Origin of the sequence: Campylobacter sp. CNRCH_2013_0898h (genome assembly GCF_025772965.1) — a bacterium.
Taxonomy (GTDB): Bacteria; Campylobacterota; Campylobacteria; order Campylobacterales; family Campylobacteraceae; genus Campylobacter_D; species Campylobacter_D lari_D.
Genome location: NZ_JAKMTD010000009.1, coordinates 60,054 through 71,804 on the forward strand (window position 1 = coordinate 60,054; position 11,751 = coordinate 71,804).

General features: G+C 30.0%; 11 protein-coding genes and 1 tRNA gene. 11 read left to right on the forward strand and 1 reads right to left on the reverse strand.

The genetic code is table 11. From position 1 onward, the window contains the following. The first annotated feature begins 64 nt into the window (after positions 1 to 64). The 4 genes from acpP to L8X50_RS06440 all read left to right on the forward strand — a co-directional run bounded on the left by acpP (position 65) and on the right by L8X50_RS06440 (position 2,620). A complete protein-coding gene (acpP, locus tag L8X50_RS06425) occupies positions 65 to 298 on the forward strand; it encodes an acyl carrier protein (RefSeq protein WP_039617517.1) in 234 nt (77 codons plus the stop codon). Between the two features lie 26 nt (positions 299 to 324). Beyond that, the gene (locus tag L8X50_RS06430) at positions 325 to 1,539 is read left to right on the forward strand and encodes a beta-ketoacyl-ACP synthase II (protein WP_263660707.1); all 1,215 of its coding nucleotides are present in this window, start codon (positions 325 to 327) and stop codon (positions 1,537 to 1,539) included. A 1-nt stretch (position 1,540) separates the two neighbouring features. Further along, complete coding sequence (locus L8X50_RS06435; protein ID WP_173787871.1) at positions 1,541 to 2,476, forward strand: acetyl-CoA carboxylase carboxyltransferase subunit alpha; 936 nt, start codon at positions 1,541 to 1,543, stop codon at positions 2,474 to 2,476. Between the two features lie 68 nt (positions 2,477 to 2,544). Continuing rightward, positions 2,545 to 2,620: transfer RNA gene (locus L8X50_RS06440), tRNA-Phe, on the forward strand. A 3-nt stretch (positions 2,621 to 2,623) separates the two neighbouring features. Here L8X50_RS06440 and L8X50_RS06445 read toward each other — a convergent pair. Then, positions 2,624 to 3,421 (reverse strand): ferritin-like domain-containing protein, encoded by a 798-nt coding sequence (locus tag L8X50_RS06445; protein WP_263660709.1) that lies wholly within the window; start codon positions 3,419 to 3,421, stop codon positions 2,624 to 2,626. An 81-nt stretch (positions 3,422 to 3,502) separates the two neighbouring features. On the opposite strand from L8X50_RS06445, the gene L8X50_RS06450 reads away from it, so the two are divergent. From L8X50_RS06450 to L8X50_RS06480, 7 genes are read left to right on the forward strand one after another with little or no spacing between them, the layout of a single operon-like run. Beyond that, complete coding sequence (locus tag L8X50_RS06450) at positions 3,503 to 4,279, forward strand: ABC transporter permease (RefSeq protein WP_263660710.1); 777 nt, start codon at positions 3,503 to 3,505, stop codon at positions 4,277 to 4,279. Continuing rightward, a complete protein-coding gene (locus tag L8X50_RS06455; RefSeq protein ID WP_263658647.1) occupies positions 4,276 to 4,947 on the forward strand; it encodes an ABC transporter ATP-binding protein in 672 nt (223 codons plus the stop codon). The genes L8X50_RS06450 and L8X50_RS06455 overlap by 4 nt, the downstream gene beginning before the upstream one ends. Next, entirely contained in the window at positions 4,937 to 6,052 is a 1,116-nt protein-coding gene (locus L8X50_RS06460) for a capsule biosynthesis protein (protein ID WP_263658648.1), read from the forward strand. Before L8X50_RS06455 ends, L8X50_RS06460 begins: the two co-directional genes overlap by 11 nt. Further along, the gene (locus tag L8X50_RS06465) at positions 6,052 to 7,695 is read left to right on the forward strand and encodes a polysaccharide biosynthesis/export family protein (protein ID WP_263660711.1); all 1,644 of its coding nucleotides are present in this window, start codon (positions 6,052 to 6,054) and stop codon (positions 7,693 to 7,695) included. Before L8X50_RS06460 ends, L8X50_RS06465 begins: the two co-directional genes overlap by 1 nt. 8 nt (positions 7,696 to 7,703) lie before the next feature. Next, a complete protein-coding gene (locus tag L8X50_RS06470; protein WP_070256119.1) occupies positions 7,704 to 8,660 on the forward strand; it encodes a KpsF/GutQ family sugar-phosphate isomerase in 957 nt (318 codons plus the stop codon). Further along, positions 8,657 to 10,312: a galactosyltransferase-related protein gene (locus tag L8X50_RS06475; RefSeq protein WP_126263389.1), complete on the forward strand. Its 1,656-nt coding sequence runs from the start codon at positions 8,657 to 8,659 to the stop codon at positions 10,310 to 10,312. Before L8X50_RS06470 ends, L8X50_RS06475 begins: the two co-directional genes overlap by 4 nt. Beyond that, positions 10,302 to 11,708 carry a glycosyltransferase family 2 protein gene (locus L8X50_RS06480; protein ID WP_263660712.1) on the forward strand — a complete coding sequence of 469 codons (1,407 nt, stop codon included), beginning with the start codon at positions 10,302 to 10,304 and terminating at the stop codon, positions 11,706 to 11,708. Before L8X50_RS06475 ends, L8X50_RS06480 begins: the two co-directional genes overlap by 11 nt. The last annotated feature ends 43 nt before the right edge of the window (positions 11,709 to 11,751 follow it).

The window sequence follows — 11,751 nt, forward strand, 5'->3', positions numbered from 1 at the left end:
TTAAACAAGAAATTTATTTTTTTATTGTAAAATGCGTTTTAATTTTTTAAACTAGGAGATAAAAATGGCAATTTTTGATGATGTAAAAAAAGTAGTTGTTGAGCAACTTAGTGTTGATGAAGATGCAGTTAAAATGGAATCTAAAATCATTGAAGATTTAGGTGCTGACTCTTTGGATGTTGTTGAATTAGTTATGGCTTTAGAAGAAAAATTTGATGTAGAAATTCCAGACAGTGATGCTGAAAAACTAGTAAAAATCGAAGATGTTGTTAATTATATAGAAAATCTTCAAAAATAATTTTAATTTTTAATAAGGAGTGCGGTTTGAAACGCGTTGTAGTAACAGGTATAGGAATGATCAATGCTCTTGGCTTAGACAAAGATAGCTCATTTAAAGCAATTTGTGATGGCAAAAGTGGCGTTGATAAAATCACTCTTTTTGATACCACTGATTTTCCAGTGCAAATTGCTGCTGAAGTAAAAAATTTTGATCCTTTAAGTGTCTGTGATGCTAAAGAGGTTAAAAAAATAGATCGTTTTATACAACTTGGTATTAAAGCAGCAAAAGAAGCTATGGAAGATGCTAAATTTGATGAAACTTTAAACAAAGAAGAATTTGGTGTAGTTTCAGCAGCTGGTATAGGTGGTTTACCAAATATAGAAAAAAATTCTGTTACTTGTGCACAGCGTGGATCACGCAAAATAACTCCTTTTTTCATACCATCAGCTTTGGTTAATATGCTTGGTGGGATTATTTCAATCGAGCATGGATTACAAGGACCAAATATCTCGTGCGTAACTGCTTGTGCAGCAGGAACTCATGCTATAGGTGAAGCTTATAAAAGCATAGCTTTAGGCAATGCAGATAAAATGCTTGTAGTAGGCGCTGAAGCAGCTATTTGTGCTGTAGGTATAGGTGGCTTTGCTGCTATGAAAGCTCTTTCTACTAGAAATGATGATCCAGCTAAAGCTTCAAGACCATTTGACAAAGAAAGAGATGGTTTTGTAATGGGTGAGGGTGCTGGTGCTTTAGTGTTTGAAGAGTATGAGGCTGCTAAAAAGCGTGGAGCTAAAATTTATGCTGAGTTGGTAGGTTTTGGCGAAAGTGCGGACGCACATCATATCACTTCACCTACTTTGGAAGGGCCATTGCGCGCTATGAAAAAAGCCTTAAAAATGGCAGGAAATCCAAAAGTAGATTATATTAATGCACACGGAACTTCTACTCCAGTAAATGATAAAAATGAAACAGCAGCTATTAAAGAACTTTTCAAAGATCAAATTCCTTTAGTTAGTTCTACAAAAGGTCAAACAGGCCATTGTTTGGGTGCTGCTGGTGCTATTGAAGCTGTTATTTCTTTAATGGCACTTGATCAAGGTGTATTACCACCAACTATCAATCAAATCGTAGCAGATGAAAATTGCGATCTTGACTATATACCAAATACTGCAAGAAAAAGCGAAGTTAATGTTGTAATGAGCAATTCTTTTGGTTTTGGTGGAACAAATGGTTGTGTGATTTTCAAAAAAGTAGATTAATATGGCTTCTTATTTAGATTTTGAAAAAAATATTCAGCAAATTGATGAGGATTTAGCAAATGCTAAAATCAAAGGCGATGATGAAGCAGTAAAAATTTTAGAAAAAAACCTTGAAAAAGAAACTCAAAAAGTTTATAAAAATTTAAGTGATTACCAACGCTTACAGCTTGCAAGACATCCTGATCGTCCTTATGCGCTTGATTATATTCAAGCTATACTAAGTGACGCTTATGAAATTCATGGCGATCGTGCTTTTAGAGATGATCCTGCTATTGTGTGTTATGCAGGTTATATAGGTGGGAAAAAAATTATTGTTATAGGTGAGCAAAAAGGTAGAGGTACTAAAGATAAGCTTCATAGAAATTTTGGTATGCCTCATCCTGAAGGTTATAGAAAAGCTCTAAGAGTAGCAAAAATGGCTGAAAAATTTGACATACCGGTGTTGTTTTTAGTGGATACTCCGGGTGCTTACCCAGGAGTAGGTGCTGAAGAGCGTGGTCAAAGTGAGGCTATAGCTAGAAATTTATATGAGTTAAGCGCCCTTAAAACAATTACTATAGCAGTAGTCATAGGCGAAGGTGGAAGTGGCGGTGCTTTGGCTATAGGAGTAGCTGATAAACTTGCTATGATGAAAAATTCAGTTTTTTCTGTGATTTCACCTGAGGGTTGTGCTGCTATTTTATGGAATGATCCATCAAAAAGTGAAGCTGCTACTAAAGCCATGAAAGTAACTGCTGATGATTTAAAAACCCAAGGTTTAATAGATGATGTCATCGAAGAGCCAATGAGTGGAGCTCATAGAGATAAAGAAAACGCGATTAAAAATTTAAGTGATTATGTCTTAAAAGCTATAGAAGAGTTAGAACAATACGATAAACGTGAATTAGCTGCATTAAGAATGCAAAAAATCTTTAAATTTGGAGCTTTTGCTGAATAATTTGCATTTTTATGCAAATTTCAACTTTTTTTAAAAAAACTATTGTATAATTGCAACTTCAATTCAGTGGTTGGATAGCTCAGTCGGTAGAGCAGCAGACTGAAAATCTGCGTGTCGGCAGTTCGATTCTGCCTCTAACCACCATCTTCATTTTCTATTATAAAAATCATCTAATTCTTGAAGTTCATTTTCACTAAATCCTGCTTGTATTCTAGCTGTTTTATTATATACTTTTCCTAAAAGATTAAATTCTTTATATTTGGCGCAAAGATCAAGGTAATCATCATTTTCATTTTTTGCATAATTCCACCAAAAATCTCCTTTATTTACATGTTTAATCTCATCATTTAATATAATGGTAAAAATTTCACCAAATAAACTTTTTATAGGATGATTAGTTGTGTTTAATTTTTCTAAGACAAAAGGATTGGCATCAAGTCCTTTTGCTTCAAGTCCTCTATGCACTATGCCCATTCTGTGAGCAAGATTATCTTTGGTTAAAAATAAGGCTTTTTCAAGATTATCATGGGCATAGAAATCTCCATATTTAAAACCAAGTTCATTTAAAGTTTTTTCTAAAAGTAAAAAATGTTTAATTTCCTCATCAGTTACTTCAAGCCAATCTTGATAAAATTTCAATGGCAAATTTTTAAATCTATAGCTAGCATCTAAGGCCAAATTTATAGCACTATATTCTATATGTGCAACTGAATGTAATATTTTAGCTAAAGATAAAGTACTATTTGCTTCTTTTGGACGCCTTATTTTCATAGGATGAAGGATTTTAACTTGTGAGTTTTCATAAATGATCGCTTCATGTGAATGATTAAAATCATACAAATTAGATTTAAAATTTTCATAAAATTCATTAAATAATTCAATCTTTTTGAAAATATCTTTGTGATATAAAATTTTTTCTAATTCTTCAAAGAAATTTCTTTTCATTTTTAAACCTTGTTAAATATTATATAAGATAAAAAAGTATAATATAAAAATTTTGAAAATTTAAAAAGGTTTGCTAAAAATATGTTTAATGTCATACATGCTCTTTTTTTTAGAGAGTTAAAGACAAGATTTGGTATTAATAAATATTTGGGCTATTTTTGGGTAATCGGAGAGCCTATGATGGTAATCTTAGTGATTACTTCTATAATCACACTTATTAGAGAGTTTCGCCATCAAATCATGCCCGAGGGTGTTTCTATCTTTTTATTTTTAGCAGTAGGGATTATACCTTTTTTTATGTTTAGAAGTATTATTAATCAGCTTTTAAATGGCATTAGTTCTAATCTAACTTTATTTGCTTATAAGCCAGTAAAACCTATACATGTCTTTATTGCTAGGACTATGCTTGAATTTTGTATTTATTTTACTATTTTTATTTGTGTGATGTTTTTAGCTGGATGGTTTTTGCATATGCAAGTTATACCTAAACACTTTTTAGAAGTGATGTTTTCACTTTTTTTACTTATAGTGTTTGGTTTTGCTATGGGAATGTGTTTTGCTATAGCAGGACATTTTGCGGAGCCTTTAAAAATGGCATTGGGTTATTTAAATGCTGTTTTATATTGGACTTCTTTGGTGGTATTTCCTATATGGATAGTTCCAAAACCTATTTTAGACATTTTATATTACAATCCACTTTTACATATTATGGAACTTTTAAAATATAATTTTTTTCAAAATTATCCATTACTTGATGATTATAATTACTATTATCCTATTGCATGCTTAAGTGTGATTTTGTTTTTGGGATTGTTTTTTTATTATTTTACTAGAGAAAAGTTGATAGCGGTGCGATGATAAAATTAGTTAATTTAACCAAATCTTTTTCTTTGCGCAATGGTGGAAGGCATTATGTTTTTAAAAACTTAAGTTTTGAGTTCCCTGAAAATTGCAGTATAGGTTTAATGGGGCGCAATGGTGCTGGAAAATCAACCTTAATGAAACTTTTAAGCGGTTCCTTGCTTCCTGATAGAGGTAAGATTATAACTAATAAAAAATTATCTTGGCCTCTAGGCTTAGCAGGTGCGTTTCAACATAGACTTTCAGCAAGAGATAATGCACGCTTTGTAGCTAGAGTATATGGTTACAAAGGAAAGGCTTTAGAAGAAAAGATTAAATTTGTGGAAGATTTTGCTGAGCTTGGTAAATTTTTTGATGAGCCTATGAATACTTATTCAGCAGGTATGAGTGCTAGAATATCTTTTGGCTTAAGTATGGCTTTTGATTTTGATTATTATTTAATTGACGAAGCAGGTGCTGTGGGAGATCCTAAATTTAGAGAAAAAAGCTCTAAAATCTATAAAGAAAAGCTAAGCCAGTCAAAAGTTATCATGGTTTCGCATAATGTAGCTGAAATTAAACAATGGTGTGATAAAATTATATTCATGCAAGATGGACAAGCTACTATATATGATGATGTAGATGAGGGTATAGCGGTGTATCAAGGAAAAATAAATGCAAAATGAATTATTAAAAAAACTTAAAAATTTAGAAATATTTAATTCTTTTAAAATAGTATTAATTTTGACAGCATTTGTTGTATTTTATTATATTTTTATAGCAGCAAATCGCTATGTGAGTGAAAGTGTTTTAAGTGTGAAATCAACCACAGGAGATAGCGGAGCTATTACTGGAATTGCCGCATTTTTGACTAATAATTCTTTTTCAAGCGAGGATATTAATTATTTAAAATCTTATATTCATTCTTTAGATATGTTAAATATCTTAGAAGAAAAAGTTCAAATTCGTGAGTTATATCAAAAACAAAAACTTGATTTTTTTTATAGTATTTCCTCATCAGCCAATCAGGAAGAGTTTTTAAAGTATTATCAAAACCGTGTTAAAATTACTCAAGAAAACTCAGCTAATGGGCTTTTGCGTGTAGAAGTTGAAGGTTTTGATCCACAAAGTGCACATTTGATAGCTTCAACTATAGTTAAAGAAAGTGAAAAATTTATCAATGAAATTTCACACAAAGCCGCAAGAGATCAAATGCAATTTGCCGAAGAAGAACTTTTGCAGTTTAAAAAAAGATATCAAAAGGCTAAAGATGAGCTTTTAGCTTTTCAAAACAAATATGGAGTATTTGATCCACTCAAACAAGCAGAAGGCACTCTAAAACTCATAGCTGAACTTGAATCAAAAATAGCAGCCAAAGAAGCTGAGCTTTTAATGATGCAAAGTTATATAAACGATAATGCACCACAAATTGTTACTATAAAAAGTGAAATCACAGCTTTAAAAAAACAACTTCAAAAAGAAAAATCCAAAGTTTCATCCCCAAAATCCTCTCAAAAACTCAACGATCTTGCAGCTAAATTCCAAGATCTAACCATAGAAGCAGGTTTTGCAGAAAGTGCTTACACAGCTGCATTAAAAGCTTATGAGAGTGCTAGGATAGAAGCTTTAAGAAAGATAAAGCAGGTGGTTATAGTGCAAAGTCCAAGTTTACCTCAAAGTGCTAAATACCCAGAAGCTTTGTATAATATACTCACAGCTTTTATGATTTTATCTTTGATTTATGGAATTGTTAAATTTATTAAAATGATTATAGAGGAGCATAGATACTAATGAGAAAGATATTTTTATTTTTACTTTTACCTTTGTTTTTATTTTCAGCGGTAGATGTTTCTCAAATCGCAAAAACACAAGCAGATAGTATAAAGCAAATTCAAGATAAAGAATTTTTACAAAGTGATTTAAATAAAACAGCAATTATAAATGCTAAAGTTTTTGGTGCACATTTGTTTAATGGAAACTTTACTAAATTTACCCAACATGTTTATAATCCTGATTATAAACTAGCAGTAGGCGATAGGATTAATGTAAAAATTTGGGGTGCGGTAGAGTTTATACAAACCTTAACAGTAGATTCTCAAGGAAATATTTTCATACCAAAAGTAGGTGCTATTAATCTTTTGGGTGTGAAAAATAGTGCTTTAGTGCAAGTTATTACAAAAGCTATTAATAAAATTTATAAAAGCAATGTCTATGTATATGCAGATATGGATATTTATCAAAATGTATCAGTTTTTGTTACAGGAAATGTGAATCAACCAGGCCTTTATCAAGGATTAAGTTCAGATTCTATTATACAGTATTTAGATAAAGCAAGTGGAATTAATTTAGAATATGGTAGTTTTAGAGATATTCAAATTTTAAGAGATAATAAAGTTATTAAAAAAGTAGACTTGTATGATTTTTTACTTAAGGGTCAGCTTGATCTTTTTCCTTTTAGAATGGGTGATGTGATTTTAGTGGGTAGTGTGCAAAAGTATGTTTTTGTTGAAGGAGATGTGCAAAAGCCCTTTAGATTTGAGTTAAGTAATGATATTTTAAATTTAGAAGATATAGCCAAAGTTGCAGGAGCTAAACCTATAGTAACTAATGCTGTGGTAAAAAGCTATAGGGATGATCATAAATTACATGTGGATGCTTACAGCAAAAAACAGTTTTTAGGTGTGAAATTATACAATGGCGATGAGATAGAGTTTAGACCTGATTATACTGCGCAAAATATTAGCATTAGCATAGAAGGTGAGCATAGCGGGTTGCATTCTATGGTAATAAAAAAAGGCACAACTTTAGCTGAACTTGCTAAAATGATTACAGTTAATGATCAATCAAACATCAATGCCTTACAAGTTTTTAGAAAAAGTGTAGCAGCTACCCAAAAACAACTTATCGAAGCCCAGCTTAAAGAGCTTGAAACACTAGCTCTGACAAGCTCTTCAGTTAATGCTGAGCAAGCTAGTATTAGAGCTACTCAAGCTAAGACGATTTTAGAATTTATTGCGCGTGCAAAGCAAGCTCAGCCAAAAGGACAAATCGTTATAGACAATGTCAAAGCATATAATTCTATAGTATTAGAAGAAGGCGATGTAGTGAATGTGCCTAGTAAAAATAATCTTGTTTTGGTTCAAGGTGAAGTTTCTATACCGGGTGCATTTGTATATATGGACAAAGAAAAATTAAGATATTATATTAACCTAGCAGGTGGTTTTAGTGATAGAGCAGATATATCAAGAGTTTTAGTAATCAATGCTAATGGTAAAGCAACTAAATACAGTGGTAGAAGCTCAGCAGATATCAAAGCGGGAGATTCTATTTTAGTTTTACCAAAAGTAGATAGTCAAAATTTACAAATCTTTAGCATGTTAACACAAATTTTATATCAAATAGCTATTGCAACTAATGTAGTGTTAAATATATAGGAATTTAGATGAGCCAAATAGATGCGATTAAAATAGCCAAAGAAGTTTTTGAGATAGAATCAAAAACGATTTTAGATTTATGTGATAACTTAGATGAAAATTTTAGTAAAACCATTGATCTAATTTTATCTATCAAAGGTAGATGTGTAGTAAGTGGTATGGGCAAGTCAGGCCATATAGGGGCTAAGATAGCTGCAACCTTAGCTAGTACAGGTACCCCGAGCTTTTTTATGCATCCGGGTGAAGCATTGCATGGAGATCTTGGTATGCTTACAAGCGAGGATGTACTTTTGGCTATTTCAAATTCCGGAGAAACTGAAGAGGTTTTAAAACTTATACCTGTGATTAAAAAAAGAAAAATTCCTTTAATTGTCATGGCAGGAAATCAAAACTCTACTTTAGCTAAACAAGCAGATATTTTTATAAACATAGCAGTAAAAAAAGAAGCTTGCCCGCTTCAGCTTGCTCCAACTTCTTCTACTACGGCCACTTTAGCTATGGGTGATGCTATAGCAGTAGCTTTGATGAGAGCAAGGAATTTTAGACCTGATGATTTTGCTTTATTTCACCCAGGAGGAAGTTTAGGTAGAAAGCTTTTAACTAGGGTGGGTGATTTGATGGTGTCAAATAATCTACCTATGGTAAACCCTGAGAGTGAATTTAATGAGTTAGTTGATGTGATGACTAGTGGCAAATTAGGACTTTGTATAGTACTTGAGAATGAAAAACTAGTTGGAATCATCACAGATGGAGACTTAAGAAGAGCTTTAAGGGCAAATGGTAAGCCAAGATTTGATTTTAAAGCTAAAGAAATCATGAGTGAAAAACCTAAAACTATAGAAGCAAGTGCTATGGCAAGCGAGGCAGAAGAGCTTATGCTAAAACATAAAATCAAAGAAATAGTTGTCACTCAAGATGAAAAAATAGTAGGCATTATACAACTTTATGCGATAGGAAATGTGTGAAGCTTTCCATTGTTATACCTTTTGGTTTAAGTAAGGAAAGAATTTATATAAAAGACCGTGTTATTCAAAAAGCATGTGAGTTTAAAAGTGATGATAGGGTTGAATATATATTTGTTGAAGGATATTCTTCTTTAGAAAATGATTTAAAGCGTGTTATCGAAGAAAATGGACATATTTATCTTAAAGATGAAAGTCAAAAAGATTTTTTCTCGCAAGGCAAATGTCGCAACTTGGGTGCATCTTTTGCAAATTCAGATGTAGTGATGTTTTTAGATGTGGATTATTATTTATCACAGCAATCTTTAGAGTATATTTTAGATCTTATTAATGTTAAAGAAATAGCTTTAAAGCCAAATCATATTTTATCTTTACCAGTTGTATTTTTAAATCAAAAAGGTAGTGAATTTATTGAAAATCAAGATAAAAAAATATGGGATGGTTTGATAAAAAATGATTTAATTAGTGGAAAAAAAGAGTGGATCAAATTTTTTGCTCCAAGTTCTACTTCTAGTATAGTGATTAATAGGCATAAATTTTTAACACTTGGTGGAAATGATGAGCGATTTATAGGCCACGGATATGAGGATTTTGATCTTTTAGCAAGAATTTTATACTCTTGTATTGATTTAGAGCAAATACCAGCTAATTTAAACTATGATGCAAGAAATTGGAATTTTAAAAATTTTGAAGGATTTAGAGCTTGGTTTGCTTTACTTGGATATGAAGCAAGTTTTCATGGGGTGTATTTATATCATTTTCATCATGATGAACCAAATCAAAATGGCTACATGGATAATAAACACAAAAATCATCAAAGATTTTACAAACATATATCAAATATTAAATCACATTCTATAAAGCATTTATGTGATAAAAGTGTTTACCGAGATAATGTTTTATTTATTCATTCCAAGGAAATATTATATTCCATAAAAGAAATACTACCTTATATAGGTAATATTATATATATAAATGAAGATAATTTAATTTACAAAAGCCAAAAAGAACTCGAAAGTATAATCACGGAAAAACAAATTCATAAAGTTTTGCTTTTAAATGAGTGCATTAAAAATGAAAATCTATTAGATTTTTTTCAAAAGCTAGATTTGGATATTGTTTATTTTGAAAAAGGAATTTTACCCGAGTCATATTTGATAACTAGTAACAAAAATAAAATGTTAGAATTTGATAAAACTTTATATCAAGATGAAATAACACAAGCAAGATTGTATTTAAAAAGTTTATCAAAAGAAGACAATGATAAAATTTTAAATTTTATGGTAGAAAAAAATATAGATAAAAATGATTTAGATTTTTTTGTAAATTTTTTAATTAATGTTTTATACTGTTTTGGTAAAAAAGAACAAGAAATTATAAAATTTTATAAGATAAATCTAGAAAATAAAAAAATATTTTTTAAAGATATTCAAAAAAGCAAATATAGTTTAAATTCTTTGATTTATAAGCCTTTTATATACGAAATTTCATCATTTTCATTTATGAAAATATTTAATAAATATATAGGTTTAAAGCTTATACAAACTAAATTTTCTCATACGAAGTTTTATCGTTTATTTCAAAAATTTTTTTATAACCCAAAAGCGTTTTTTGATGATTCTAAATTTTTTAAAAAGTTTAAAAATGCAAACTAAAACCATAGGCGTAGTAATCCCCATATATAATGTAGAAAAATATCTAAAAGAATGTTTAGATAGTGTAATCAATCAAACTTATACTAATTTAGAAATCATACTAGTAAATGATGGCAGTACAGATAAAAACTCACTTAATATTGCAAAAGAATACACTTTAAAAGATAAAAGAATTACTCTTTTTGATAAAAAAAATGGTGGACAAAGCAGTGCTAGAAATGTAGGTATAGAATATTTTAGTGGAGAATATAAACTCAAAAATAAAACCCAAACTATAAAAGAAAATTCTTTAATAGAATTTAACATAGAAGGTAATAATCCTTATGAAATATATACTGTATATAAAAGCTATAAAGCTTTTAATGATGAACAAGATTTAACTAACTTTACTTATCCTATTATAGATTATATTATCTTTTTAGACTCTGATGATTATTGGGAATTAAACTGCATAGAAGAATGTGTACCTAGAATGGATGGGGTAGATGTGGTGTGGTTTGATTATAGACCTTTGTATGATAAAGTTAAAAGAAAACATATTAGCCAAATGACTTATTTTGACTATAAAAATGAGATTATCATCACGCCTAAAGAATGGCTAGAGAAGGCTAGAGAAAAAAAACTTTTTTATTTTTGGTTTGCTTGGCAAGGTATGATCAATTTTGATTTTTTAAAAAAAATAAAATTAAAATTTATTGATGGGATTTTTGCAGAAGATTGCCATTTTGGAGTGTTATTATTTGCATTAAGTAAAAATATTTATATATTTCCAAAGCAGATATGTATATATCGCTTAAGAGAGTTAAGCTCTATGAATTTTACTAATAAAAAATGGATAATACATCCTAATTCACATCTTAAAAAAATAGATGTTTTTGAGAATTCAAATACGACTAGACTATATTATGAAAGTGCAAGCTGGATGCAAATCGCATTAGATTTTATCAAATTTATTAATTCCAATCACTATTTGAGTGAAGATATAAAAACACATTTTTTGCCAGTAGTTTGTAATAAGGCTTTAACTTTGCAGAGATTTGAGAAAGATCCATTGTGTTTAAAAAAATCTACTAAAAATTTAAAAATATATATACAAAACCAACCCTTAGGAGCAGTTGATAGAGTGAAAGAATATCTTTCGTATAAACTTACAAAAGAACTTTCTAGAAAAAAAGGTATATTAAGATTAACTTTGCCCTTTAGCGTTATTAGAGTATCTTTACAACATCAAAAAGACACCATAGAATATAAAAAAAGTATTAAAAGAAATGTTTTAAATAAAAGATTGCCATTAGAATTTTACAGAGATTACCAGCAGGCTTTGAGTTTAAAAAATCAAAAATTAATTCAATCGTTGCATGGTATTGGGCTAAAAATCATGTCGCTTAAAGGTTAAGCTATGATTTTAAATTCTAAAAAATTAAGAAAGTTTAGAACTA

Bases quoted from the DNA above. Each gene is read 5' to 3' on its own strand.
- L8X50_RS06470 (WP_070256119.1), top strand. From the start codon at position 7,704: ATGAGCCAAATAGATGCGATTAAAATAGCCAAAGAAGTTTTTGAGATA.
- L8X50_RS06480 (WP_263660712.1), top strand. From the start codon at position 10,302: ATGCAAACTAAAACCATAGGCGTAGTAATCCCCATATATAATGTAGAA.
- L8X50_RS06445 (WP_263660709.1), bottom strand. From the start codon at position 3,421: ATGAAAAGAAATTTCTTTGAAGAATTAGAAAAAATTTTATATCACAAA.
- L8X50_RS06435 (WP_173787871.1), top strand. From the start codon at position 1,541: ATGGCTTCTTATTTAGATTTTGAAAAAAATATTCAGCAAATTGATGAG.
- acpP (WP_039617517.1), top strand. From the start codon at position 65: ATGGCAATTTTTGATGATGTAAAAAAAGTAGTTGTTGAGCAACTTAGT.
- L8X50_RS06460 (WP_263658648.1), top strand. From the start codon at position 4,937: ATGCAAAATGAATTATTAAAAAAACTTAAAAATTTAGAAATATTTAAT.
- L8X50_RS06465 (WP_263660711.1), top strand. From the start codon at position 6,052: ATGAGAAAGATATTTTTATTTTTACTTTTACCTTTGTTTTTATTTTCA.
- L8X50_RS06450 (WP_263660710.1), top strand. From the start codon at position 3,503: ATGTTTAATGTCATACATGCTCTTTTTTTTAGAGAGTTAAAGACAAGA.
- L8X50_RS06455 (WP_263658647.1), top strand. From the start codon at position 4,276: ATGATAAAATTAGTTAATTTAACCAAATCTTTTTCTTTGCGCAATGGT.